This window comes from Agrococcus sp. UYP33 (assembly GCF_054060915.1).
Genome location: NZ_JBSSDR010000001.1, coordinates 1,067,108 through 1,091,367, shown reverse-complemented (window position 1 = coordinate 1,091,367; position 24,260 = coordinate 1,067,108). Strand labels below are relative to the sequence as shown.

21 protein-coding genes and 2 tRNA genes are annotated in these 24,260 nt (G+C 71.4%); 16 read left to right on the top strand and 7 right to left on the bottom strand.

Going from position 1 to position 24,260, the window contains the following annotated elements:
* Window positions 1-40 precede the first annotated feature (40 nt).
* The 11 genes from ACVWW9_RS05325 (at window position 41) to ACVWW9_RS05275 (ending at window position 12,241) form a co-directional block, all read left to right on the top strand.
* Window positions 41-1,444, top strand: coding sequence for a four-carbon acid sugar kinase family protein (locus ACVWW9_RS05325; RefSeq protein WP_456514684.1), 1,404 nt, complete (start codon window positions 41-43; stop codon window positions 1,442-1,444).
* A gap of 36 nt (window positions 1,445-1,480) precedes the next feature.
* Window positions 1,481-2,383 (top strand): NAD(P)-dependent oxidoreductase, encoded by a 903-nt coding sequence (locus ACVWW9_RS05320; protein WP_456514683.1) that lies wholly within the window; start codon window positions 1,481-1,483, stop codon window positions 2,381-2,383.
* A gap of 256 nt (window positions 2,384-2,639) precedes the next feature.
* Window positions 2,640-4,667, top strand: a complete 2,028-nt coding sequence (gene gyrB, locus ACVWW9_RS05315) for a DNA topoisomerase (ATP-hydrolyzing) subunit B (RefSeq protein WP_354257479.1) — start codon at window positions 2,640-2,642, stop codon at window positions 4,665-4,667.
* A 144-nt stretch (window positions 4,668-4,811) separates the two neighbouring features.
* On the top strand, window positions 4,812-7,475 hold the full coding sequence (gene gyrA, locus ACVWW9_RS05310) for a DNA gyrase subunit A (protein WP_456514682.1): 2,664 nt from the start codon (window positions 4,812-4,814) through the stop codon (window positions 7,473-7,475).
* Window positions 7,472-7,879, top strand: coding sequence for a DUF3566 domain-containing protein (locus ACVWW9_RS05305; RefSeq protein WP_354257483.1), 408 nt, complete (start codon window positions 7,472-7,474; stop codon window positions 7,877-7,879). The genes gyrA and ACVWW9_RS05305 overlap by 4 nt, the downstream gene beginning before the upstream one ends.
* Window positions 7,880-7,940: 61 nt before the next feature.
* Window positions 7,941-8,017 (top strand) — tRNA-Ile (locus tag ACVWW9_RS05300).
* A 30-nt stretch (window positions 8,018-8,047) separates the two neighbouring features.
* Window positions 8,048-8,120 (top strand) — tRNA-Ala (locus ACVWW9_RS05295).
* Window positions 8,121-8,211: 91 nt separating this feature from the next.
* Window positions 8,212-9,615 carry a threonine/serine exporter family protein gene (locus tag ACVWW9_RS05290; protein WP_354257486.1) on the top strand — a complete coding sequence of 468 codons (1,404 nt, stop codon included), beginning with the start codon at window positions 8,212-8,214 and terminating at the stop codon, window positions 9,613-9,615.
* Between the two features lie 151 nt (window positions 9,616-9,766).
* Complete coding sequence (locus tag ACVWW9_RS05285; RefSeq protein ID WP_456514681.1) at window positions 9,767-11,608, top strand: BCCT family transporter; 1,842 nt, start codon at window positions 9,767-9,769, stop codon at window positions 11,606-11,608.
* Between the two features lie 9 nt (window positions 11,609-11,617).
* Window positions 11,618-12,052: an NUDIX hydrolase gene (locus ACVWW9_RS05280; RefSeq protein WP_354257491.1), complete on the top strand. Its 435-nt coding sequence runs from the start codon at window positions 11,618-11,620 to the stop codon at window positions 12,050-12,052.
* A 3-nt stretch (window positions 12,053-12,055) separates the two neighbouring features.
* Window positions 12,056-12,241 (top strand): hypothetical protein, encoded by a 186-nt coding sequence (locus ACVWW9_RS05275; protein WP_354257494.1) that lies wholly within the window; start codon window positions 12,056-12,058, stop codon window positions 12,239-12,241.
* Between the two features lie 68 nt (window positions 12,242-12,309).
* Here the strand turns inward: ACVWW9_RS05275 and ACVWW9_RS05270 are convergent, their stop codons facing one another.
* On the bottom strand, window positions 12,310-12,909 hold the full coding sequence (locus ACVWW9_RS05270) for a hypothetical protein (RefSeq protein WP_354257496.1): 600 nt from the start codon (window positions 12,907-12,909) through the stop codon (window positions 12,310-12,312).
* 141 nt (window positions 12,910-13,050) lie between these two features.
* On the opposite strand from ACVWW9_RS05270, the gene ACVWW9_RS05265 reads away from it, so the two are divergent.
* Complete coding sequence (locus tag ACVWW9_RS05265) at window positions 13,051-13,590, top strand: peptidylprolyl isomerase (RefSeq protein WP_456514680.1); 540 nt, start codon at window positions 13,051-13,053, stop codon at window positions 13,588-13,590.
* Window positions 13,591-13,597: 7 nt separating this feature from the next.
* A complete protein-coding gene (locus ACVWW9_RS05260) occupies window positions 13,598-14,461 on the top strand; it encodes a rhomboid family intramembrane serine protease (protein ID WP_456514679.1) in 864 nt (287 codons plus the stop codon).
* Window positions 14,462-14,560: 99 nt separating this feature from the next.
* Here the strand turns inward: ACVWW9_RS05260 and ACVWW9_RS05255 are convergent, their stop codons facing one another.
* Window positions 14,561-14,818 carry a cell division protein CrgA gene (locus ACVWW9_RS05255; protein ID WP_123696659.1) on the bottom strand — a complete coding sequence of 86 codons (258 nt, stop codon included), beginning with the start codon at window positions 14,816-14,818 and terminating at the stop codon, window positions 14,561-14,563.
* A gap of 40 nt (window positions 14,819-14,858) precedes the next feature.
* Here ACVWW9_RS05255 and ACVWW9_RS05250 point away from each other — a divergent pair, with 40 nt between their 5' ends.
* From ACVWW9_RS05250 to ACVWW9_RS05240, 3 genes are read left to right on the top strand one after another with little or no spacing between them, the layout of a single operon-like run.
* Window positions 14,859-15,605, top strand: coding sequence for a class E sortase (locus ACVWW9_RS05250; RefSeq protein WP_456514678.1), 747 nt, complete (start codon window positions 14,859-14,861; stop codon window positions 15,603-15,605).
* Window positions 15,605-15,778, top strand: a complete 174-nt coding sequence (locus tag ACVWW9_RS05245; protein WP_170165531.1) for a hypothetical protein — start codon at window positions 15,605-15,607, stop codon at window positions 15,776-15,778. Before ACVWW9_RS05250 ends, ACVWW9_RS05245 begins: the two co-directional genes overlap by 1 nt.
* Before the next feature lie 13 nt (window positions 15,779-15,791).
* Entirely contained in the window at window positions 15,792-16,445 is a 654-nt protein-coding gene (locus ACVWW9_RS05240) for an anthranilate synthase component II (protein WP_456514677.1), read from the top strand.
* Between the two features lie 17 nt (window positions 16,446-16,462).
* Here the strand turns inward: ACVWW9_RS05240 and pknB are convergent, their stop codons facing one another.
* The 5 genes from pknB to ACVWW9_RS05215 form a co-directional block, all read right to left on the bottom strand.
* Window positions 16,463-18,292, bottom strand: a complete 1,830-nt coding sequence (gene pknB, locus ACVWW9_RS05235; protein ID WP_456514676.1) for a Stk1 family PASTA domain-containing Ser/Thr kinase — start codon at window positions 18,290-18,292, stop codon at window positions 16,463-16,465.
* A gap of 75 nt (window positions 18,293-18,367) precedes the next feature.
* Window positions 18,368-20,119: a protein kinase domain-containing protein gene (locus tag ACVWW9_RS05230; protein ID WP_354257512.1), complete on the bottom strand. Its 1,752-nt coding sequence runs from the start codon at window positions 20,117-20,119 to the stop codon at window positions 18,368-18,370.
* Entirely contained in the window at window positions 20,116-21,600 is a 1,485-nt protein-coding gene (locus tag ACVWW9_RS05225; RefSeq protein WP_456514675.1) for a peptidoglycan D,D-transpeptidase FtsI family protein, read from the bottom strand. The genes ACVWW9_RS05230 and ACVWW9_RS05225 overlap by 4 nt, the downstream gene beginning before the upstream one ends.
* Complete coding sequence (locus ACVWW9_RS05220; protein ID WP_456514674.1) at window positions 21,597-23,021, bottom strand: FtsW/RodA/SpoVE family cell cycle protein; 1,425 nt, start codon at window positions 23,019-23,021, stop codon at window positions 21,597-21,599. Before ACVWW9_RS05220 ends, ACVWW9_RS05225 begins: the two co-directional genes overlap by 4 nt.
* Window positions 23,018-24,259 carry a PP2C family protein-serine/threonine phosphatase gene (locus ACVWW9_RS05215; RefSeq protein WP_123696653.1) on the bottom strand — a complete coding sequence of 414 codons (1,242 nt, stop codon included), beginning with the start codon at window positions 24,257-24,259 and terminating at the stop codon, window positions 23,018-23,020. Before ACVWW9_RS05215 ends, ACVWW9_RS05220 begins: the two co-directional genes overlap by 4 nt.
* Window position 24,260: the final 1 nt, after the last annotated feature.

Genomic DNA, 24,260 nt, shown 5'->3' with positions numbered 1-24,260 from the left:
CGCGCTCCACGCCGTGGTCCCCGCGAACAAGGGAGTTCTCGTGCAGCTGAGCGAGCTGCTGGCCACCGTGCCGGCACCGATCGAGGTCGCAGCGGCCGATGTGGCCGCCGCCCGCAGCGACGACCTGGTCTTCGTCGTCCTCGACGACGACCCGACCGGCACCCAGTCCGTCGCCGGGCTCCCGGTGCTCACGCGCTGGGAGGCCGAGGACCTCGACTGGGCGCTCGCGCAGCCCGCCCCCGCCGTCTACGTGCTGACGAACACGCGCTCGCTCGGCGAGGACGACGCGGCCGCGCGCAACCGCGAGGTCGTGGCGGTCGCGGTCGCCGCCGCGGCCCGCGCCGGCAAGCGCGTGTCGTTCGTCAGCCGCAGCGACTCGACGCTCCGCGGACACTTCCCGCTCGAGACCGACGTGCTGAGCGCCGCAGCTGCTGAGCACGCGGGTGCCGCCCCACACCTGACCATGCTCGTGCCCGCGTTCCCGGATGCGGGCCGCATCACCATCGACGCCGTCCACTACTGGGTGGTCGACGGCGAGGCGACGCCGGTGGGGGAGACCGCCTTCGCCGCGGACGCGACGTTCGGCTACCGCTCGTCCGACCTGCGCGACTGGGTGGAGGAGAAGACCGCCGGGCGCATCCGCCGCGACGACGTCGCCGCCCTGACGCTCGGCGTGATCCGCGCGGGCACCGCCGCGGTCACCGACTTCCTGCGGGCGCTGCCGGCCGGCACGGTCGTCGCGGTCGACGCCGTCGACGAGCACGACATGCGCCAGGTCGCGCTCGCGCTCCACGCGCTCGACAAGCAGGGCGTCACGACGCTCCTCCGCATCGGCCCGCCCTACCTGCGGGCCCACATCGGCCAGGAGATCGCCGAGCCCGTCACCGCCGACCGCATCGAGATGGTGCACGAGCGCGGCGGTCTCGTGGTCGTCGGCAGCCACGTGCCGCTCACGACCGCACAGCTCGAGGCGCTCCGCGCCGATCGTCCCGACACCGTGACGATCGAGCTCGACGTGCGCTCGCTCATCGACGAGCGCCGCGAGGCGCACCTGACCGAGCGCGCGGATGCGGTCGCCCACGCGATCGCCGCCGGCACCGTCATCGTGCACACGAGCCGCGAGCTCGTCACGGGCCGCGACGGCGCCGAGAGCCTCGACATCGCCCGACGCGTGTCGTCGGGGCTCGTCGAGCTCGTCGCCCGGGTGCTCGAGGCGGCGCCGCCGCGCTTCGTCATCGCGAAGGGCGGCATCACCTCGAGCGACGTCGCCTCGGAGGCGCTGCAGATCCGCCGCGCCGAGGTGGTCGGCCCGATGCTGCCGGGCATCGTCTCGCTGTGGCAGCCGCAGGTCGGGCCCGCCGTCGGCATCCCCTACGTCGTCTTCGCCGGCAACGTCGGCGAGCGCTCGTCGCTCGCGCTCGTCGTGCGCACCCTCGCCGGCTGAGCCGTGCCGACCGCCACCCCGCAGCAGAGGAGCAGCATGACCACCACCGTCGCAGTCATCGGGCTCGGCGCCATGGGGCTGCCCATGGCGACCCGCCTCGCCGAGCGGTTCGACGTGCGGGGCTTCGACATCGCCGAGGCCCGGCTCGAGCTGGCGGCGCAGCACGGCGTCGCGCCCGCGGCGTCGGCGGCCGAGGCGGTCGAGGGTGCCGAGGCGGTCATCGTCGCGGTGCGCACCGGCGAGCAGCTCCGCGACCTGCTCTTCGGGGATGAGGGCCTCGCCGAGCACCTTGCCGAGGGATCGGTCGTGATCCTCACGAGCACGGTCGGCACCGATGGCATCGCGGAGCTCGCCGCGCGGCTCGCGGCGCTCGGCGCCGCCCTCGTCGACGCGCCGCTGTCCGGTGGACCCGTGCGGGCCGGCGAGGGAGACCTGCTCATCGTCGTCGGCGCGGCGCCCGCCGCGCTCGCGACGGCCAGGCCCGTGCTCGAGCAGCTGTCGTCGACCCTCTCGGTCGTGGGCGACCAGCCGGGCGACGGCCAGGCGCTCAAGACGGTCAACCAGCTGCTGTGCGGCGTGCACATCGCCGCGGCCGCCGAAGCGCTCGCGCTCGCCGATGCCCTCGGGCTCGATCGGGAGCGCACGCTCGAGGCGCTCAGCGCCGGTGCCGCCGGCTCGTTCATGCTCGGCAACCGCGGTCCGCGCGCGCTCCAGGCGTACGACGAGGGCGGCGCCGAGGTGCTCAGCCGGCTCGACATCTTCGTCAAGGACCTCGGCATCGTCGGCGACGCCGCGCGCAGGGCCCATCTGGCCGTGCCGGTGGCCGCCGCGGCCGAGCAGCTCTTCCTCCTGGGCGAGGCGCAGGGCCTCGGCGAGCTCGACGACTCGGCGGTCATCCGGGTGGTCGCGCCGACCCGTCGGAGCCACTCCCGCGAGTGACACGAGACCGGCTCGCGCTCGTGCCGCGCGGCCGACCCGGTTCCGAGCGGGGGATCGTCCTCCGACGTGATCGTGCCCGAGGAGCCCGGTGGAGGCATCCAGCACCTCAGAACGCGACTTCGGCGGTGTGTTCTGGCCTCCGGCTCGGAGATCGTCCCGCAGAGGCGCGTTCATCGCAGCGCCGATCGCGGTTCCGGGGTAGAATCGGAGGGTTGCGCAGCCCCCGGTGGCCGCGCGGAAGGCGGACGCAGGAACGATGGCGAACGAGCAGGACGCACAGCCCGACGACCAGACGGCGAAGCAGCCAGAGCAGGGCGACTACGGCGCCGATCAGATCCAGATCCTCGAGGGTCTCGAGGCGGTGCGCAAGCGCCCGGGCATGTACATCGGCTCGACCGGCCCCCGCGGCCTGCACCACCTCGTCTACGAGATCGTCGACAACGCCGTCGACGAGGCGCTCGCGGGGCACTGCGACAACATCGAGGTCACGATCCTGCCCGACGGCGGCGTCCGCGTCGCCGACAACGGCCGAGGCATCCCGGTCGACCCGCACTCGAGCGACCCCTCGAAGTCGACCGTCGAGGTCGTCCTCACCGTGCTCCACGCCGGCGGCAAGTTCGGCGGCGGCGGATACGCGGTCTCGGGCGGACTGCACGGCGTCGGCTCCTCGGTCGTGAACGCGCTCTCGTCGAAGCTCGAGGTCGAGATCCGCCGCCAGGGCAGCGTGCACCGCCAGGCGTTCGCCGTCGGCGTGCCCGTCGGCCCGCTCGTGACCGGCGAGGATGCCGACACCACCGGCACGACGCTGACGTTCTGGCCGAGCACCGAGATCTTCGAGACGGTCGAGTTCGACTACGAGACGCTCGCGAAGCGCTTCCAGCAGATGGCCTTCCTCAACAAGGGTCTGCGCATCGCGCTCGAGGACCTGCGACCGGAGGCGCTCATTCAGCCCGATGGCGACGACAGCGCCGCGCCGGTGCAGCGCGCCGACGAGTTCCTCTACGAGCAGGGCCTCAAGGACTACGTCGCGTACCTCAACGAGTCGAAGAAGTCCGAGCCGGTGCACCCCGAGATCATCGACTTCGAGTCGGAGGACAAGGAGCGCCGCATCTCGGTCGAGATCGCGATGCAGTGGACCGGCTCCTACCAGGAGGCCGTCTACACCTACGCGAACACGATCAACACGCACGAGGGCGGCACGCACGAGGAGGGCTTCCGCGCGGCGCTCACCACGCTCGTCAACCGCTACGCGCGGCAGACGAACCAGCTCAAGGAGAAGGACGAGAACCTCACGGGCGAGGACGTCCGCGAGGGCCTCACGGCGATCGTCTCGGTCAAGCTCGGCGAGCCGCAGTTCGAGGGGCAGACGAAGACGAAGCTCGGCAACACCGAGGCGAAGTCGTTCGTCCAGCGCGTGACGGGCGAGCAGCTCGGCCACTGGTTCGAGTCGAACCCCGCCTCGGCGAAGGAGATCGTCCGCAAGGCGATCCAGGCGGGCATGGCGCGCCTCGCCGCCCGCAAGGCGCGCGAGCAGACGCGGCGCAAGGGGCTGCTGGAGTCGAGCGGCATGCCCGGCAAGCTCAAGGACTGCCAGTCGAAGGACCCGACCATCTCGGAGATCTTCCTCGTCGAGGGCAACTCGGCAGGCGGCTCCGCGGTGCAGGGTCGCGACCCCTACCGCCAGGCGATCCTGCCGCTGCGCGGCAAGGTGCTGAACGTCGAGAAGGCGCGGCTCGACCGCGCGCTCGGCAACGCCGAGATCCAGTCGATGATCACGGCGTTCGGCGCCGGCCTCGGCGAGGACTTCGACCCCGACAAGGCCAGGTACCACAAGATCGTGCTCATGGCCGATGCCGACGTCGACGGCCAGCACATCACGACACTGCTGCTGACGCTGCTGTTCCGCTACATGCGGCCGCTCATCGACAAGGGCTACGTCTACCTCGCCGCGCCGCCGCTGTTCAAGCTGAAGTGGACGAACGCCGAGCACGAGTACGCCTACAGCGACCGGGAGCGCGACGCGATGCTCGCGAGCGGCTCGGCCTCGGGCAAGCGCATCCCCAAGGACAACGGCGTGCAGCGCTACAAGGGCCTCGGCGAGATGAACTACTCGGAGCTGTGGGAGACGACCATGGACCCGAAGACGCGCACGCTCAAGCAGGTCACGATGGACGACGCCGCGGTGGCCGACTCGATGTTCTCGACCCTCATGGGCGAGGACGTCGACGCCCGGCGCACCTTCATCCAGAAGAACGCGAGGGACGTGAGGTTCTTGGACATCTGAAGGATGTCCGAGAACCTCACGTCCCGAGCGGGTCGAGTAGCAGCCGGCGGAGCCGGCCGCGTATCGAGACACACGTGACGTCCGCACCCAACGCCCCCACAGCATCCGCACGCACCGCACCGCAAGCGAAGAACACGAGACCCCATGACTGACACCACACCCCCCGAGCCCATCGACCGCGACGCGCCCGATCACGGCGCGATCGAGCAGGTCGACCTGCAGCTCGAGATGCAGCGGTCGTACCTCGACTACGCGATGAGCGTCATCGTCGGGCGCGCGCTGCCCGAGGTGCGCGACGGCATGAAGCCGGTGCACCGTCGCGTGATCTACGCGATGTACGACGGCGGCTACCGCCCCGACAAGGCGTTCTCGAAGTGCTCGCGCGTGGTCGGCGACGTCATGGGCCAGTTCCACCCGCACGGCGACACGGCCATCTACGACGCGCTCGTGCGCCTCGTGCAGCCGTGGAGCCTGCGCTACCCGCTCGCGCTCGGGCAGGGCAACTTCGGCTCGGCCGGCGACGACGAGGCCGCCGCCCCCCGGTACACCGAGACGAAGATGTCGCAGCTCGCCATGGAGATGGTGCGCGACATCGACGAGGACACCGTCGACTTCCAGGACAACTACGACGGGCGCACGCAGGAGCCCGCCGTGCTGCCGGCGCGGTTCCCGAACCTGCTCGTCAACGGCTCCGTCGGCATCGCGGTCGGCATGGCGACGAACATCCCGCCGCACAACCTGCGCGAGGTGGCCGACGGCGCGATCTGGCACCTCGAGCACCCGGATGCGTCGAAGGAGGAGCTGCAGGCGGCGCTGCTGCAGCGCATCCACGGCCCCGACTTCCCGACCGGGGCGCAGATCCTCGGCACCAAGGGCATCCAGGAGGCCTACCGCACGGGCCGCGGCTCGATCACGATGCGCGGCGTCGTCACGGTCGAGGAGATCCAGGGCCGCACGGCGCTCGTGGTCACCGAGCTGCCGTACCAGGTGAACCCGGACCGCCTCGCGGTGCGCATCGCCGACCTCGTGAAGGACGGCAAGCTGCACGGCATCGCCAACCTCGAGGACCAGACCTCCGGTCGCACGGGTCAGCGCCTCGTCATCACGCTCAAGCGCGACGCGGTCGCGAAGGTCGTGCTCAACAACCTCTACAAGCACACGCAGCTGCAGGAGAACTTCGGCGCGAACATGCTCGCGATCGTCGACGGCGTGCCCCGCACGCTCTCGATCGACGGCTTCATCACGCACTGGGCCGACCACCAGGTCGAGGTCATCGTGCGGCGCACGCAGTTCCGCCTCGCCAAGGCCGAGGCGCGCATGCACATCCTCGAGGCCTACCTCAAGGCGCTCGACGCGCTCGACGAGGTGATCGCGCTCATCCGCCGCTCGCCCACGACCGAGGCGGCGCGCGACGGGCTCATGGAGCTGCTCGACATCGACACCGAGCAGGCGAGCGCGATCCTCGAGATGCAGCTGCGCCGGCTCGCGGCGCTCGAGCGGCAGAAGGTGCACGACGAGGCCGAGGAGCTCACCGTGCGCATCGCCGACTACAAGGAGATCATCGCGAGCCCGGTGCGGCAGCGTCGCATCATCGTCGAGGAGCTCACGGAGATCGTCGACAAGCACGGCGACGACCGGCGCACCGAGATCATGCACGGCTATGGCGGCGACGTCTCGATGGAGGACCTGATCCCCGAGGAGCAGGTCGTCGTGAGCCTCACGAACGGCGGCTACATCAAGCGCACCCGCATCGACCAGTACCGCGCGCAGCACCGCGGCGGCAAGGGCGTGCGCGGCGCGCAGCTGCGCAGCGACGACGTGGTCGAGCACTTCAGCGTCAACTCCACGCACGACTGGATGCTGTTCTTCACGAACCTCGGCCGCGTCTACCGCATGAAGGCCTACGAGGTCGTCGAGGCCGGTCGTGACGCGAAGGGCCAGCACGTCGCGAACCTGCTGGCGTTCCAGCCGGACGAGCAGGTGCAGACCGTGCTGACGCTGCGCGACTACGCGCAGGCCGAGTACCTCGTGCTCGCGACGCGCGACGGCCAGGTGAAGAAGACCCGCCTCGAGCTCTACGACACGAACCGCACGGGCGGCATCATCGCCGTGAACCTCGCCGAGGGCGACCGGCTCATCTCGGCGATGCTCGCGGATGCGTCGGACGAGATCCTCGTGGTGACGAAGTCGGGACGCGCGGCCCGCTTCGCCGCGACCGACGAGGCGCTGCGGCCCATGGGCCGCAACACCGGCGGCGTGCGCGGCATCCGCCTCCGGGACGGCGACCAGGCGCTCGCGGCCATGGTGATCGGCGACGAGGGCTACGTGTTCGTCGTCACCGAGCAGGGCTTCGGCAAGAAGACGCCGGTCGCGGACTACCCGTCGAAGGGCCGCGGCACGCAGGGCGTCCTCACCTTCTCGTCGGGCGACCACGACCGCGGCGCGCTCGTGGGCGCCACGATCGTCGGCGACGGCGAGGAGCTGCTGCTCATCCGCGCCTCCGGCAAGGTCATCCGCTCGCACGTCGACGAGGTGCGAGCGACGGGCCGCACGACCATGGGGGTGCAGTTCGCCGAGAAGTCGACCACCGACCTCGTGATCTCGATCGCCCGCAACATCGAGCGCGAGGTCGAGGAGGAGGCGCTCGTCGACGAGGCCGCCCACGTCGACGATCCCGCCGAGGAGGCGCTCGCCGACGAGGCTGCCACGGCCTCGGAGACCGATGGCGCTATCGTTGACGCCACGGACGCGGTCGCGCCCGAGGCCGCAGAGGCCGACGCCGACGCCACCGAGGAGACCGACGAATGAGCATCGCCGAGAAGCTGCAGAGCAAGACGCCTCGCCGCAGCGGCTCGAGCAAGCAGGTGCGCCTGCGACTCGTGCACATCGACTTCTGGTCGGCCATGAAGGTCTCGGCGGTGCTGGGCCTCGTGCTCGGCATCGTGCAGCTCGTGGTCACCTTCGTGATGTGGACGCTGCTGCAGGTCGTCGGGCTGTTCGGCAAGATCGACGAGGTGCTGCGCGACATCCTGGCGCAGCCGGACTTCGCGATCACGTCGATCATCTCGCTGCCGCAGGTGATGATGTTCACGCTGCTGGTCGCGGTGCTGAACTTCGTCGTCATCACGGTGCTCGGCGCGGTCATCGCGGCGCTCTACAACATGTCGGTGCGCATCACCGGCGGCCTCCAGGTCGGCTTCGCCAACCAGTGAGGCGGCGCGGGGCCGGGTGCAGCACAGCCCGGACTTCGTGGTAGAGTCGATGCTTGTGCTCGGGGCTATAGCTCAGGCGGTTAGAGCGCTTCGCTGATAACGAAGAGGTCCCTGGTTCGAGTCCAGGTAGCCCCACCACGCACAACTCCCACGGCACGCAGGTGCCACGGGGCCTTAGCTCAGTTGGTAGAGCGCCTGCTTTGCAAGCAGGATGTCGGGAGTTCGATTCTCCCAGGCTCCACACCCAGCCCCACCCTCCGGTGGGGCTTTCGTGTTGCCAGGGGCAGTCGGCCGACCCGGTCGCGCTCGGGGCGGATGCCAGGATGGAGTCGATGGACGGGCGGATGGACGGGCGCAGGGACTGGCGCCGACGGCTGGTGAGCGCGATCCGCACGGACCCCGCGCAGCGCCCGATGACCGAGGCGCTCCTCACGATCGACGACGTGCACGCGCGCAAGGTGATCGACCTCGCGATGCGCATCGCGGAGGCGCTCACGACGGTCGGCGCATCCGCCAACGACGTGACGCTCGCGACCACGCGCGTCGCGGCCGCGCTCGGCATCCGGCCGGTGCACGTCGACATCACCTACAACTCCATCGGCGTCTCGTACCACCGCAACCACGACGACCTGCCGATCACGCTCATCCGGGTCGTCCGCGCGCCGGTGCCCGACCACGCGAAGCTCCAGCGGCTGCAGGCGCTCGTGGCCGAGATCGAGGGCGGCATCGAGCTCGAGCAGGCCCGCGCGCGGTTCCACGAGATCCGCCGCACGCCCTTCCTCTACCGGCCCACGTTCGTCGTGCTCGCGCAGGGCATGCTCGCGGTCGGCGTCTGCGTGCTCTTCGGGGCGTCGTGGGTCATCGCGGCGATCGCGTTCCTGGCGTCGTGCGCCGCGGCGATGGCGCAGCGGGGCATGGCGCGCCTGCGCGTGCCCTACTTCTTCTCGCAGATCGTCGGCGCCCTCGTCGTCACCGCTGCCGCAGCGGCCACCGGCGCGCTCTCGAGCATGGGGGTGCCGCTCCTCGACGACGTGCGGCCGTCGATCATCGTCGCCGCCGGCATCGTGCTCATGCTCGCCGGGCTCTCGGTCGTGGGCGCTGCCCAGGACGCGATCGACGGCTTCGCGCTCACGGCCGGCGGGCGCATCCTCGACCTCGTGATGCTGACGCTCGGCGTCGTGATCGGCATCATCGGCGGCCTGTCGTTCGCGAGCTCGCTCGGCGCCGGCTTCGTCGTCACGAGCGAGGCGCCGGCGCTCGGCCCGCTGCCGCTGCAGCTCGCCGGCGCCGTCATCATCGCGGTCGCCGTCGCGCTCATGAACGGCGCGGGGCTCCGCGCGACGGTCGTGAGCGCGCTGCTCGGCGGCATCGCGTGGATCGGCTACACCGCTGGGATCGCCGCACGGCTCGACGTCGCGGTGGCGAGCGGGCTGGGCGCGCTGCTCGCGAGCTTCATCGGCATCGTGGTCGCCCACCGGCTCCACGTGCCATCGATCGCCGTCACGACGGCGGCCATCGTGCCGCTCGTGCCCGGCTACGCCGTCTTCCGCGGACTGCTCGAGCTCGTGGAGTCCGACGGCAGCCCAGGGAGCCTCGTGCTGGGCGGCGCGACCCTGGTCGGTGCGGCCGCCGTGGGCATCGCGCTCGCCTCCGGCGCGTCGCTCGGGCTGTTCCTCGGGGCACCCTTCCGCGACACCGTCGAGAGCGTCGTGCGGGGCCGCGGCCGGGCGCGTTGAGCGCGCTCGAATCGCATCCACAGCAGATTCCTACTACCGTTGATGGGTCGCGATGCGTCCATCCGGCGCATCGACGACGTGCGATGCGACTGAGGGAGATGCGATGAGCGAGACGACGAGACCGGCAGAACGACCCGAGAAGCCCCGCCGGATGCCACGCCGGCAGAAGCCTCTCCACCCCGCGCTCGACGTCCCGCCCGCCCCCGCGAAGGACGCCGCCGGGCGCCCGCTCGACCGCATCGTCTTCGCCGTCGCGGCGGCCGTCGCGCTCGGCTTCGTGCTGTGGGGCGCGGTCTCGACCGACTCGCTCGCCGTCGCCTCTGCGGCAGGCCTCGAGTGGGTCGTGCACAACACCGGCTGGCTGTTCGCGCTCGCCGCCACGGGCTTCGTGATCTTCATCGTCTGGATCGCTGCGAGCCGCTTCGGCAGCATCCCGCTCGGCGATGACGGCGAGGACCCCGAGTTCAGCACCGTCTCGTGGATCGCGATGATGTTCTCGGCAGGCATGGGCATCGGCCTCGTCTTCTTCGGGGTGACGGAGCCGGTCAGCCACCTCGTGACGCCCCCGCCGGGCACCGGCGGCGGCGACGAGTCCGAGGCGATCCGCACGGCGATGGCCACCACGATGTTCCACTGGTCGCTGCACCCGTGGGCCATCTACGCCGTCGTCGGGCTCGCGCTCGCCTACAGCGTCTTCCGGAAGCGCCGCGCGCTCACCATCTCGGCCGCGTTCACCTCGCTGCTCGGCAAGCGCACGGTCGACGGCCCCGTCGGCCGCGCGATCGACATCTTCGCGATCTTCGCGACGCTGTTCGGCTCCGCGACCTCCCTCGGCCTCGGCGCCCTGCAGATCGGCTCGGGCCTCCAGATCGTCGCCGGCATCGGCGAGATCGGCAACGGCGTGCTGGTCGCGATCATCGCGGTGCTCACGGCCGCGTTCGTCGTGTCGGCCGTCTCCGGCATCTCGCGCGGCATCAAGTGGCTCTCGAACATCAACATGGTGCTCGCCGCGGTGCTCGCCCTCTTCGTGTTCGTCATCGGCCCGACGATCTTCATCCTCAACCTGCTGCCGACGACGATCGGCGGCTACTTCGAGCAGCTCGCCGTCATGTCGGCCCGCACGGAGGCTGCCGGCGGCGAGGCCGTCGCCGCCTGGCTGTCGGGCTGGACGATCTTCTACTGGGCGTGGTGGGTCAGCTGGACGCCGTTCGTCGGCATGTTCATCGCGCGCATCTCGCGCGGCCGCACCATCCGCCAGTTCGTCACCGGCGTGCTCGTCGCCCCGACCCTCGTCTCGCTCGTCTGGTTCGCGATCTTCGGCGGGCTCGGCATCGACCTCGAGCGGGCGGGCGTCGACCTCGGCAGCTCGGGCAGCCCGGAGGCGACGCTGTTCACGGCGCTCGCCGAGCTGCCGCTCGCGCAGATCAGCTCGATCGTCGTGATGGTGCTCGTGGCGATCTTCTTCGTCTCCGGCGCGGACGCCGCCTCCATCGTCATGGGCACGCTCTCGCATCGGGGCTCGCTCCGGCCGGCGCGCAGGACCGTCATCTTCTGGGGCGTCGCGACCGGCGCGGTCGCGGCGATCATGCTGCTCATCGGCGGCGAGGACGCGCTCAACGGCCTGCAGCAGGTGACGATCGTGGCGGCGCTGCCGTTCGTCGTCGTGATGATCGGGCTCGCGATCGCGCTCACGAAGGACCTCTCGCAGGACCCCGTCGTCGTGCGCCGCGCCTACGCGTTCGCCGCGGTCGAGCAGGCGGTGGTGGCGGGCGTCACCGAGCACGGCGACGACTTCCAGCTCACCGTCGAGCAGACGGCGCCGGGCGAGGGCGTCGGCGAGATGGTGCCGACCCAGGCGATCGAGCCGACGGCGCACCCGTCCGACCCGTCGCCGGCGCCGGATGCCCCGGGCTGGCGCGGCGCGGACCGCGACGCCGCGAGGGTCGCGGCGGAGGACGCAGACGCACCCACGGCGTCGGCCGAGCGGCCCTAGGATGGCGGGATGCGCATGCGAGTGGCCGCCTACGCCCTGATCACCAGGGGCGAGGGCGACGAGCGCGAGATCCTGCTGCCGCACTGGAACGAGGGCGGCATGAGCGGCTGGACCCTGCCGGGCGGCGGCGTCGAGCCGGGCGAGCACCCGGCCGACGGCGCCGTGCGCGAGGTCAAGGAGGAGACGGGCTACGACGTCCGGCTCACGAGCCTGCTGGGCGTCGACTCCGCCGTGGTGCCGACGAGCCTCCGGGGCGACGAGATGCAGGCGCTGCGCATCCTCTACCGCGCCGAGGTCATCGGCGGCGAGCTGACGATCGAGGTCGACGGCACGACCGACGACGTCGCGTGGCATCCGCTGTCCTCCGTGCGGCAGCTGCGCCACGTGCATGCCGTCGACTGGGCGATCCGCCACCTGCACGACGCCGGATCCCCGCTGCGCTGACCGATGCATCCCCTCGTCGTCGTCGGTCTCTGCGTCATGGTGGCCAGCTGCATCGTCAGCGGCGTCGATGCGGTGCGCACCATGCGGTCGGGTCGCGAGCCAGAGCGCCGGATGCGGGCGTTCGTGCTCGCCGGCGGGCTGCTGCTGGCCGGCGGCCTGCTCGTCGTGCTCGGCGTCAGCCTCGGCTGAGCGCTGCGCCGCCGTTCACGACGAAGGGGCCCCCGCCGGATGGCGGGGGCCCCTTCGTCATGCGGAGGTCAGGCCTGCGGTGCGCCTGCCTCGGGACCGTCGGCGAGACCGCCGGAGGGCTGGTCCGTCGGGCGCGGGGGAGCGTCGATCGCGGAGTCCTCGGCGTCCGGGATCCACAGGTCGTCGTCGGCGCGGAGCGTCTGCCACGCGGCGTAGGCGGCGCTGACGACGGCGACCGAGCCGACGCCGATGAGCAGCCACTGCCAGGCGTTCGGGCCGCTCTTCTGCGCCGGGGCCGGCACGAGGTCCGGCACCGTCGTGTAGCGGCGCACGTTCTCGATCGCGCTCTTCACGCGGTCGTCCTTCGCGACCTGGGCCACCGCGGCCAGCGAGCCGAGGCCCGAGGCGATCGCGGGCACGACGGCGGCGTTCCAGCCGCGCGTGGCGCGGGAGATGCCGTCGCGGCCGGCGTCGACGCCGCGGTGCACGTACTGCTCGGCGGTGGGGATGAGCGACTCGGTGCCGTAGGCGCGAGCCTGGGCCTTCGCCTCGCGGGCGATGCGGGCGGCGTGCTGGCTGACGACGCGCTGCTCAGCCCAGAGCTTGTCGGCCTGCTTGCGGAGCTTCTTGATCTCCTTCGCGCGCTTGCGCGTGAGTTCGAGCGACATAGATGTCCTTCCGTGGTCGAAGCCTGGGCGTCATCCTTGCAGGTTTTCCTGAGCGAGTCACCCAGTCCGGCGCGGTTTCGCTGTCGTCGAACGGGCGCATCCCGCGACCTCCGGCGACCCCCGCTGTGGGAGGATCGAGCCATGGCTCATCACACCGCTGTCGCGACGATCCGCACCAACCTCGGCGAGATCAAGGTCAACCTCCTCGGCGACCACGCCCCCAAGACCGTGCAGAACTTCGTCGAGCTCGCCACCGGCGCGCGCGAGTGGACGCACCCCGCCACCGGCGAGAAGTCCACCGCCCCGCTCTACGACGGCGTCGTCTTCCACCGGATCATCCCCGACTTCATGATCCAGGGCGGCGACCCGCTCGGCCAGGGCGTCGGCGGTCCCGGCTACCAGTTCGACGACGAGATCCACCCGGACCTCGGCTTCAACGCCCCCTACGTGCTCGCGATGGCGAACGCCGGCAAGGTCGCGGGTCGCGGCACCAACGGCTCGCAGTTCTTCATCACGACGGTCGCGACCCCGTGGCTGCAGGGCAAGCACACGATCTTCGGCCTGGTCGAGGACCCCGAGTCGCAGCGCGTCGTCGACGCCATCCAGGCGGTCCCCACCGACGGCCGCGACCGCCCGCTCGACGACGTCGTCATCGAGACCGTCGAGATCGCGCAGGTCTGACCCCCCGGTGAGCGCCGCACCGCCCGCCGATCGCTGCTACCGGCACCCGAACCGGTCCAGCTGGGTCCTGTGCCAGCGCTGCGGCCGCACCATCTGCGGCGAGTGCCAGCAGCAGGCACCGGTGGGCGTGCGGTGCCCCGACTGCGTGCGGGAGCTGCGCGCCGAGCAGCAGACGATGCTGCGCGAGACGCGTGCCTCGAACGGCGCGCCCCGCACCGCGGTCGGCCGCCGAGCGCGCCAGTGGCTCGCGCAGCCCGCGCCGGTCACGATCGCGATCGCCGTGGTCACCGCTGCCGTCGGCGTGCTGCAGATCCTGCCCGGCGACCTCGCGGAGTCGCTGCTCTTCTACACGCCGTTCTCGCTGGCAGAGCCGTGGCGCTTCGTCACCTACGCGCTCGTGCACGCCGGCGTGCTGCACTTCGCGTTCAACATGCTCGTGCTCTGGATGGTCGGACCACCGATCGAGGAGCGCATCGGCAGGCTGCCGTTCCTCGCCGCCTACCTCGTGAGCGTCGCGGGCGCCGCCGTCGCGGTCGCGTGGTTCACGCCGGCCGCTGGCGTGGTCGGCGCATCCGGCGGCATCTACGCGCTGTTCGGCATGACGATCGGCATGCAGCGGATGGTCGGGCGGGTGAACCGGTCGCTGCTCATCATCGTCGGCATCAACCTGGTCATCACGTTCCTGTTCGCGAGCATCTCGTGGCCCGCGCACGTCGGCGGGCTGCTCATCGGGCTCGCGCTCGGGCTCGGCATCGGCTTCGCCGACAAGCGCTCGAAGGTCAGGACGTCGACGGCGTCGTGGCTCGTCATCGGCGCCACCGCGCTCGTGCTGGCCGCGCTCTTCGCGGCGCGGGTCGCGACGCTGCTCTGAGGCGCGTCACGAACTGCGCGCTCCTGCATGCGCGGCAGCCGGGAGCGAGTTGTCCACAATTCTCTCCACAGGTGTGGAGAACTACACCGGTGTAACTCGCTACTTCCAGCGGGTGGTCATGATGAAGCCGATGAACATCACGCCGAAGCCGATCACGATGTTCCAGGAGCCGAGCGACGGCACCGGCAGGGTCGTGCCGGAGATGTAGTAGACGATGACCCACAGGAAGCCCACGAGCATGAAGCCGAACATGACGGGCTTGAACCACGCGGGGTTCCGCTGCTCGTCGTGCGGGGAACGCGCCGACTTGGCTCTCGCCGTCGACGCCTTGTCGACGGACTTCTCGCTAGGGCTCATGGCAACCCATGCTAATGCAGTCGGCGCCTAGGATTGTCCTGTGGTCGGGCAGCAGCGCACGGACCGGCGCCCCCGGCGCCGGGCCACCGTGGTGAGCGTGCTCGGCGAGCTGCTGCTGACGGCGGGCGTGCTCGCGCTCGGCTACGCCGGCTGGCAGCTCTGGCTCGCCGACGCGGTGCTCGGCAGCGAGCAGCAGCAGGCCGCCAGGTCGTTCGCCGCGCAGCTCGGGCCGCTCGAGCCGGCGGAGCCGACGACCGAGGGGCTCCGCACCGACGAGCCACCGGCCGAGACGGCGGTCGCCGACCGCGAGTCGTTCGCCGTCATGCACATCCCCCGTCTGGGCGCCTTCCAGCGGGTGGTCGGCGAGGGCACGAGCCGCGCCGTGCTCGACTCGCTCGACCAGGGCCTGGCGCACTACAGCGGCTCCGCGCAGCCGGGCGCGCTCGGCAACTTCGCGGTCGCCGGGCATCGCAACGGCCAAGGCGGCCCGTTCACCCACCTCGACGAGATGCGGGTGGGCGACCGGATCTTCGTGCAGACTGCGAACGCCTGGTACGTCTACGAGTTCCGCAACCACGAGTACGTGCCGCCGACCGCGGTGGGCGTCGTCGCGATGGTGCCGCAGCAGCCGAGCACGCCCGCGGACGGCCGCTACCTCACGCTCACGACCTGCAACCCCGAGTGGTCGGCGGCCGGCCGCCTGGTGGCCTACGCCACGTTCGTCGGCTGGCAGAGCGCTGCCGACGGCATGCCGCGCGAGCTCGCCGATGCGATCGGGGCCGCCTGATGTACGCCGCGCTCTGGCGCGCGCTGCCCGGCCCGTGGCCGCTGCGGCTGCTGATCGTGCTGCTGCTGGTCGCCGCCGTCGCCGCCGCACTCATCCTCCACGGCTACCCGTGGGTGATGCAGACCTTCTTCCCCACCCCCGACCCCATGCTCGAACGAGCACCGTCCGAATGAGCAGAGCCACCCCATGACCCGGATCCTCGTCGTCGACAACTTCGACAGCTTCGTCTACACCCTCGCCGGCTACCTCCAGGAGCTCGGTGCCGAGGTCTCGGTCGTGCGCAACGACGAGGTCGACGCCTCGACGATCGGCGACTGGGATGCCGTGCTGCTGTCACCGGGACCGGGCGCGCCCGCCGACGCGGGCGTCTCGATCCCGATGGTGCACGCCGCGATCGAGCACCGCACGCCGCTGCTGGGCGTGTGCCTCGGGCACCAGGCGATCGCCGAGGCGCTCGGCGGGGTGGTGACGCACGCGCCGGAGCTCATGCACGGCAAGACGAGCCTCGTCGACCACGACGACTCCACGATCTTCCACGGCCTGCCGAGCCCGCTGACCGCGACCCGCTACCACTCGCTCGCCATCGTCGACGGCACGATGCCGGAGGCGCTGCGCGTGACCGCGCGCACCGCGGGTCCCGGGGCGGTCATCATGGCGGTCGAGCACCGCGACGCACCCGTCTGGGGCGTGCAGTTCCACCCCGAGTCGGTGCTCACGGAGGGCGGCTACCGGATGCTGGGCAACTGGCTCGAGGCGGCCGGCCTCGCGGGCGCCGCCGAGCTCGCGGCCGGCCGAGCGCCGCTCGTCACGCTGGCGCCGCCGCCCGACCACGTGGCCTGACGGCTCGCTCGGGGGCGTCAGCCCTCGTCGCCGCCGCCCTCTTCGCCGCCGTTGCCGCCGCCGTTGTCGCCACCGCCGTTGTCGCCACCCTCCGGCTCCGTCGGCGTGGCCGGGGGCTGGGTGGGCTGGCTCGGCGGTGCCGGTGCCGGCGCGGGCCGGGACTGGCCGTTGCAGTAGAGCAGCGTGATCGTGCTGCCCTGGGGATGCGCGCCCGGCGTGAGCGACTGCTCCACCACGTCGCCGCCTCGGCAGCGGGTCGTGAAGCGGCGATCGACGGTCAGGCCGAGGGCCGAGAGCTCCTCGGCGGCCGCGGCGATCGGCCGCTCGAGCACGTTCGGCACGTCGACGAGCCCGGACGACAGCACGAGGTTGACCGTGGCCCCGCGCGCGACATCGGTGCCGGCGCTCGGGTCGGTGCTGATGACGAGGTCCTGCGCCACGGTCGACGAGTTCTCGCGGGTGACGGAGCCGACGGTGAAGCCGCCGGCCTCGAGCGCCTGCCTGGCCTGCGCCTCGCTGAGGTTCGCGACGCTCATGAGCGGCGCGGGTGGTGGACCGTTCGAGATCACGAGGGTCACGGCGGCGCCCGGGGAGACGGTGATGCCCGCATCAGGCTCCGTCCGCAGCACCGTGCCGGCCTCCGCCTCGTCGATGACGCGCCGCACCTCCGGGGTGAGGCTCGCCTCCTCGATCGCGGCGATGGCGGCCTCCTCCTCGAGCCCGGAGACCGTGGGGACCACGGTCGAGAGCCCGGCGATCGGCAGGCTGCCGCCGAGGCTGACGGCCCAGACGACCGCGCCGACGACGAGCACCCCGATGAGCGCGACCGCGGCCCACAGCCAGACGAGGTGCGGGCGGCGGGTGCGCTGCACCGGCTGCTCGACCTCGGGCTCGGCGTCGTCCGCGGCGAGCGCCGCGAACATCGTCGTCGCCGCGCCGATCTCGAGCGGCGCGGTCTGCGTGCGCACGAACGGCACGAGCACGCCGGCGAGCGCGTCGTCGAGCGCCTCCTTGAACTCGGTCGCCGTCTGGAAGCGGTCGCCGCGGCGCTTCTCGAGCGCCTTCGTGACGATCGAGTCCATCTCCGGCGTGATCCCGGGCGTGATCGACGACGCGAGCGGCGGCTCCTCGGCGACGTGCTGGTACGCGACGCCCACCGCCGTGTCGGCCTCGAACGGCGCGCGGCCCGTGAGCAGCTCGAAGAGGATGACGCCGGTCGAGTACAGGTCGGTGCGCGCGTCGACGGTCTCGCCGCGGGCCTGCTCGGGGGAGAAGTACTGCGCCGTGCCGAGGATGAGGCCGGTCTGCGCGACGTTCGCGCTCGTCTCGCTGACGGCGCGGGCGATGCCGAAGTCCATCACCTTGATCTGCCCGCCGGGCGTGACCATGACGTTGCCGGGCTTGATGTCGCGGTGCACGATGCCCGCGCGGTGGGAGTACTCGAGGGCGGTGAGGATGCCCTTCGTGATGCGCACGGCCTCGGCCTCGGAGAGCGGGCCCTCGGCGATGATGTCCTTCACCATCCGGCCGTCGACGTACTCCATGACGATGTACGGCACCGCGGCAGGCTCGCCGTCCGGTCCGACGGCCGGCTCCTCGCCGGCGTCGAAGACCCGCACGACGGTGGGGTGCGACATGCGCGCCGCCGACTGCGCCTCCTGGCGGAAGCGCGTGCGGAACTCCGGGTCGAGCGACAGCTCGGGCTTGAGCAGCTTGACCGCGACCTGGCGGTCGAGCCGGGTGTCGCGAGCCCGGTGGACCTGCGCCATGCCGCCCTGGCCGATGAGGTCGCCGATCTCGTAGCGGTCGCCGAGGGTTCGCAGCGACGCGATGATGCTGTCGGTCATCGCTGGTCCTCTCGTCGTGCGTGGCCTTCGACCCTGCTCGCGCGGGGATCCGTCGATTCTACGGCACCCGGTGGTTCAGGGCCCGTCGGTCGGCTCGACGGGCAGCGTCTCGATCGGCTCGGTCGGCGTCGGGGTGGGCTCCGGCTCCGGTTCCGGCGTCTCCTCGGCGGTGGCCGTCATGGTGAGCGCGGGCGAGGAGCCGCTCGTGAGCGTCTCGCCGTCCGGGATCTCGCAGCGGTAGACGTAGGAGACCGAGGTCTCGCCGCTCGGCACGGTCGTGAAGTCGAGCTGCGCGGTGCCGGTCTCGAACGTCTCGGTCTGGCCGTCGGGCCACACGACCGTCGCGGTGTACCCGCCGAGCGTGTAGCCGGCGGGGCAGCTCGCGGCATCCCAGACGACCGAGACCGCGTCGCCCGCCGTCACGGCGGCCGGGTCCGATCCGTCCGAGAGCCGCGGCGCCGCGGTGGGGTCGGTGATCTCCGAGACCGGGCCGTAGATCGTGCCGGTCACGGTGGAGCCCTCGACGACCGGGCCGGTCGGGTTCACCGCGTAGACGAGCCCGATGTCGGCGGGGTCGGTCGCGGGGTTGCCCGTCTCGACGTTCGCGACGAGCCCGAGGTCCTCGATCGCGCCGCGGAACTCCGTCTCGTCCATCCCGATGAAGGTCGCCTCGTCGATGTCGACCGTCGCGGCGGTGCTGTCGGTCGGCTGCTGCGACGTCTCGGTCGCGGCGGGCGGCGTCTGGTTGCCGTTCAGCAGCATCAGGGCGATCGCGACGCCGGCCGCCACGAGCAGGACGGCGAGGATCACGACGGGCCAGATCCACGGGTTCGTGCGGCGCTTCTCGGCGTCGCGCGTCGTCGTGGTCGTGCGCGTCACCGGCAGCGCGGCCGTGGCAGGGCTCGACTGCGTCGTGATGACGCGGGTCGCGGCCTGCGTGGGCGAGTCGATCGTGGCGAACGAGTCGGTGGATGCGATGCCCGGCACGATCGCCGCGGCGCCCGCGATGTCGCCGCGGCGCAGCATGGTCGCCGCGCGCGAGAGGTGCGCCGCCGACGTCGGCCGGTCGGCGGGGGTCTTCGCGATGCACGACAGCACGAGGTTGCGCACCGGCTCGGGCACGGTGCCCGGCAGGTCCGGCGGCGCGTCGTTGATGTGCGCCATCGCGATCGAGACCTGCGACTCGCCCGTGAACGGCCTGCGGCCCGCGAGCGCCTCGTAGGCGACGATGCCGAGCGAGTAGATGTCGGTCGCGGGCGCGGCCTGCTGCCCCGAGGCCTGCTCGGGGGAGAGGTACTGCACCGTGCCCATCACCTGGCCGGTGGCCGTGAGCGGCACCTGGTCGGCGATGCGGGCGATGCCGAAGTCGGTGATCTTGACCCGGCCCTCGGGGGTGATGAGCAGGTTCCCGGGCTTGATGTCGCGATGCACGAGCCCCGCCTGGTGCGCGGCGTGCAGCGCGGCAGAGGTCTGCGCGACGATGTCGAGCACCTTGTCGGCCGAGAGCGTGCGGTCGCGGTCGAGGATCGCGCTGAGCGGCTCGCCCGGCACGAGCTCCATCACGAGGAAGGCGCTGCCCTCCTCCTCGCCGTAGTCGAAGACATTGGCGATGCCCTCGTGGTTCACGAGCGCGGCGTGCCGGGCCTCGGCGCGGAAGCGCTCGAGGAACCCGGGATCGCCCATGTACTCGTCCTTGAGGATCTTCAGCGCGACGGTGCGGCCGATCACCTGATCGGTCGCCTGCCACACCTCGCCCATGCCGCCGATGGCGATCCGGCTCGACAGCTGGTATCGCCCACCGAAGGTGAGTCCGCTGGAAGGTCTCATGAGTTCAGCACCGCCTCGATCACTGCTCTCCCGATTGGCGCGGCGATCACGTTTGAAGTATCACCGACGATGTTCTCATCTGGCACGACCACGACGGCCACCGCCACGCTCCGATCGTCCAGCTCGCCGTAGCCCGTGAACCACAGGTTGAACGGCTCGTTGTTCTCACCGGTCTCCGCGGTGCCGGTCTTGCCGCCCACGGTCACGCCCGGGATCTGCGCGTTCGTCGCGAGCCCCTCGTTGACCGCGAGCTCCATCGCGGCGCGCATCTCGGCGGCCGTGGCCGACGACACGGGGTTGCCCATGATCGTCGGCTCCGGGTCGTCGAGCACGTCGAGGTTCGGCGCCAGCACCCGGTCGACCATGTTGGGCCGCATGAGCGTGCCGTCGTTCGCGATCGCCGCGGTCGTCATGGCGATCTGCAGCGGCGTCACCCGCACGTCGAACTGGCCGAACGAGGTGAGCTGCAGCTGCGACGGATCCAGGTCGCTCGGGTACCTGCTGGGCTGGACCGGGACCGGGATGTCGAGGTCCTGGCCGTAGCCGAACGCGGCGGCCTGCTCGGCGATCGCGTCCTCGCCGAGCTCCTCGCCGAGCAGCGCGAACGGGATGTTGCACGACAGGCTCAGCGCGGTCTCGAGGTTCACGCGCTCGCCCGGCCCGCAGGTCGTGCGCGACGCGTTGCGGATCTCGGTCGACGTGCCGGTGAGCGTGAGCGTCTCGGGGTTGTCGAACTCGGAGTCGAGCGTGTAGCGGCCCGACTCGAGCGCAGCGGCGAGCACGAGCACCTTGAAGACGGAGCCGGGGAAGTAGAGGTCGCCGGCGATCGCGCGGTTCTGCAGCGGCTGCTCGGGGTCGTTCAGCAGCTGGTTGTAGGTGTCGGTGACGGCCGCCGTGTCGTGCAGGGCGAACGCGTTCGGGTCGAAGGTGGGGCTCGAGTACATCGCGAGCACGTCGCCGGTCTCGGTGTCGAGCGCGACGACCGCGCCCTCGCGCGCGCCGAGCGCATCCGCTGCCGCCTGCTGGGCGGCGCTCGAGATCGTCAGCTCGACCGACGAGCCGGCCGGGTCCTGACCCGTGAGGGTCGCGACGATCTGGTCGAGGAACTGGCTGTTCGCCGTGCCCGTGAGCTCCTCGTTCATGGCGCCCTCGATGCCGGTGTTGCCCTGGCCGAGGGTGTTGTAGCCGGTGACCGGCGCGTAGAGCGCGCCGAGCGGGTACTCGCGCTGCCACTCGTACTCGTCGTCCGACGGCGTCGAGAGCGCGACCTGCACGCCGTCGACCACGATCGAGCCGCGCTCGATCGCGAACGAGTCGCGGAGCGTGCGGGTGTTGCGCGGGTCGCCGTGCAGCGCATCCGCCTGCACCGCCTGGATCATCGTCGACGAGCCGAAGAGGCCGACGAACATGATGAGCAGCAGCGTGCTGATGCGGCGGATCGGCCGGCGCATGCTCTGCTCCGGGTCCGGGTTGCTGGTCATGCGATCCCCCTTCCGCGCACCGAGTCGCTCAGCCGCAGCAGCAGCGCGACGATGAGCCAGTTGGCCAGCAGCGAGGAGCCGCCGGCGGCGAGGAACGGCGTCGTGAGGCCCGTGAGCGGGATGAGCCTCGTGACGCCGCCCACGACGATGAACACCTGCAGGCCGATCGCGAAGGCGAGGCCGATCGCGAGCAGCTTCGTGAAGTCGTCAGGGCCCTGGAAGCCGACGCGCACGCCGCGCGAGACGAGCACGAGGTACAGCGCGAGGATCGCGAAGATGCCGGCGAGGCCGAGCTCCTCCCCGAGCGACGGGATGATGTAGTCGCTGTTGGCGTAGGGCGTGATGCCCGGCCGGCCGAGGCCGAGGCCGGTGCCGAGCAGGCCGCCGTGCGCCATGCCGAAGACGCCCTGCACGATCTGGAACGAGCCCCCGGTCGCGCCGTAGACGTCGGCGTCGAACGCGTGGATCCAGGCGTGGATGCGGCGCTGCACGTAGCCGAGCGTGAAGTACGCGGCGACGCCGCCGAGCGCGACGAGGCCGACGCCGATGAGCATCCACGAGCGGCGCCCGGTCGCGACGTAGATCATCACGAGGAAGAGCCCGAAGTAGAGCAGCGAGGTGCCGAGGTCGCGCTGGAACACCAGCACGAGCATGCACATCGCCCAGACGATGAGGATGGGCCCGAGGTCGCGCAGCCGCGGGAACCGGATGCCGAGAAAGCGCTTGCCGACCACCGAGAGCGAGTCGCGCGCGGTCATGAGGTAGCCGGCGAAGAAGATCGCCAGCGCGATCTTCGCGAGCTCGCCCGGCTGCAGCGAGACCAGGTCGCCGACCCCGATCCAGACGGTCGCACCGTTGATCGTGCGGCCGATCCCGGGCACGAGCGGCAGGATGAGCAGCAGGATCGCGACGGCCATCGCGAGGAACCGGTAGCGGGCGAGCACGCGATGGTTGCGCACCACGACGATCGCGACGATCGCGACGATGATCGCCATGCCGGTCCACGCGATCTGCCGCATCGAGGCGGCGTCCCAGCCGGTCACGCCCTCGTCGATGTCGATCCGGTAGATCATCGCGATGCCGATGCCGTTGAGCGCGGTCACCACGGGCAGGATGATCGCGTCCGCCTCCCGCGCGACGACGCGCAGCGTGATGTGCAGGGCGAGCGTGAGCACGCCGAGCCCGGCGGCGAGCTGCAGCGGGAACAGGTCGACGCGCTGCAGCGCGCCGAGCTGCACGAGCACCATGGCGCCGCCGGCGATCACCCAGGCGATCACGAGCAGGAACAGCTCCAGGTTGCGCAGCTTCGCGGGGTTGCGGATGCGCACCTTGATGGCCTCAGTCACGTCGCGCAGCTGCACGATGCCGGTCTGCAGCGCGTTCGGGGCGGTCCGGTCGGACGGTGTCGTCTGCTGCGTCATGGCGATCGCTCCAGTCGCTCGATCACGGCTTCGGCGTCGGCCAGCGAGTCGGCGGAGATCGTCTGCTCCACGCTGCGGCGGTTGAAGGGGGTGAGGTCGTCGACCGCGATGTCGGTCTCCTCGACCTGCGTCGCGAGCACGATCGGCCCGATCTGCTGCTGGATGCCCTGGTAGATCGCGACGTTCCCCGCCTCGTTGACGCCGACGAAGTAGCGGTCCTGCGTCCAGGTGTAGAAGAGCACCGAGAGGATGCCGATGCCGATCACGGCGAGGGCGGCCCCGACGCTCCAGCTGATCCGCCGGTTGCGCCGCATGCGGCGCTGCTCGGCGAGCAGCTCCTGCAGGAACTCCTCGCTCTCGGGCTCGAAGTGCTCGAACGCCGGCTGCTGGCGCGACTGGCGCGGGTGCAGCAGCAGCTGGCCGAGCGACACCGAGGTCCGCTCGGGCTCGACCGCCTCGTACGAGATGGGGGCGGCGGCGGAGCCGACCGTCGTCGGCTCGATCGACGAGCGTCGGCGCTCGTCGATGTCGCACAGCACGACCGTGACGTTGTCGGGGGCGCCGCGTGAGAGCGCCTCGTTGACGAGCCGCTGCACGGTCGAGGGGGTGTCGAGGCCCTGCTCGAGGATCGCTCGCAGGCGCTCCTCGTCGACGTAGCTCGAGAGGCCGTCGGAGCAGACGAGCCACCGGTCGCCCGGGAGCGCGTCGTGGACGGCGGTGTCGATCTCCGGGTCGGTCTCGACGTTGCCGAGCACGCGCATGACGACGTTGCGCCGCGGGTGGTGCTCGGCCTCCTCGCGCGTGATGCGCCCGGCGTCGACGAGCCGCTGCACGAAGGTGTGGTCGGTGGAGATCTGCTCGAGCGCGCCGACCCGGTAGCGGTAGATGCGGCTGTCGCCGATGTGCGCGAGGCCGATGCGGTCGCCGACCCGGATGATGCCAGAGCCGGTCGTGCCCATGCCCGAGAGCTCCGGGTGCTCGACCATCGCCTGCTGCAGCGCGTCGTTGCCGGTGCGGAGCGCCTGGGCGAGGGCCGCGGCCGCCTCCTCGGCGGTCGCGTACTCGCGGTCGGCCTCGCGCGCCTTGCGGGTCACGATCGCGCTCGCGACGTCGCCGCCCGCGTGCCCGCCCATGCCGTCGGCGACGAAGCACAGGTAGGTCCCGGCGTAGCCGGAGTCCTGGTTCTCCGAGCGGATCCTGCCGACGTGGCTGATCGCGGCCGCGAGCGGTGTGCTCAAG

Coding starts and splice junctions, on each gene's coding strand:
- ACVWW9_RS05225 (WP_456514675.1), bottom strand. CDS start 21,600: ATGACCAGCAACCCGGACCCGGAGCAGAGCATGCGCCGGCCGATCCGC.
- ACVWW9_RS05230 (WP_354257512.1), bottom strand. CDS start 20,119: ATGAGACCTTCCAGCGGACTCACCTTCGGTGGGCGATACCAGCTGTCG.
- ACVWW9_RS05265 (WP_456514680.1), top strand. CDS start 13,051: ATGGCTCATCACACCGCTGTCGCGACGATCCGCACCAACCTCGGCGAG.
- ACVWW9_RS05290 (WP_354257486.1), top strand. CDS start 8,212: ATGGACGGGCGGATGGACGGGCGCAGGGACTGGCGCCGACGGCTGGTG.
- ACVWW9_RS05320 (WP_456514683.1), top strand. CDS start 1,481: ATGACCACCACCGTCGCAGTCATCGGGCTCGGCGCCATGGGGCTGCCC.
- ACVWW9_RS05275 (WP_354257494.1), top strand. CDS start 12,056: ATGCATCCCCTCGTCGTCGTCGGTCTCTGCGTCATGGTGGCCAGCTGC.
- ACVWW9_RS05280 (WP_354257491.1), top strand. CDS start 11,618: ATGCGCATGCGAGTGGCCGCCTACGCCCTGATCACCAGGGGCGAGGGC.
- ACVWW9_RS05245 (WP_170165531.1), top strand. CDS start 15,605: ATGTACGCCGCGCTCTGGCGCGCGCTGCCCGGCCCGTGGCCGCTGCGG.
- gyrB (WP_354257479.1), top strand. CDS start 2,640: ATGGCGAACGAGCAGGACGCACAGCCCGACGACCAGACGGCGAAGCAG.
- ACVWW9_RS05285 (WP_456514681.1), top strand. CDS start 9,767: ATGCCACGCCGGCAGAAGCCTCTCCACCCCGCGCTCGACGTCCCGCCC.
- ACVWW9_RS05305 (WP_354257483.1), top strand. CDS start 7,472: ATGAGCATCGCCGAGAAGCTGCAGAGCAAGACGCCTCGCCGCAGCGGC.
- ACVWW9_RS05255 (WP_123696659.1), bottom strand. CDS start 14,818: ATGAGCCCTAGCGAGAAGTCCGTCGACAAGGCGTCGACGGCGAGAGCC.
- ACVWW9_RS05220 (WP_456514674.1), bottom strand. CDS start 23,021: ATGACGCAGCAGACGACACCGTCCGACCGGACCGCCCCGAACGCGCTG.
- gyrA (WP_456514682.1), top strand. CDS start 4,812: ATGACTGACACCACACCCCCCGAGCCCATCGACCGCGACGCGCCCGAT.
- ACVWW9_RS05240 (WP_456514677.1), top strand. CDS start 15,792: ATGACCCGGATCCTCGTCGTCGACAACTTCGACAGCTTCGTCTACACC.
- pknB (WP_456514676.1), bottom strand. CDS start 18,292: ATGACCGACAGCATCATCGCGTCGCTGCGAACCCTCGGCGACCGCTAC.
- ACVWW9_RS05270 (WP_354257496.1), bottom strand. CDS start 12,909: ATGTCGCTCGAACTCACGCGCAAGCGCGCGAAGGAGATCAAGAAGCTC.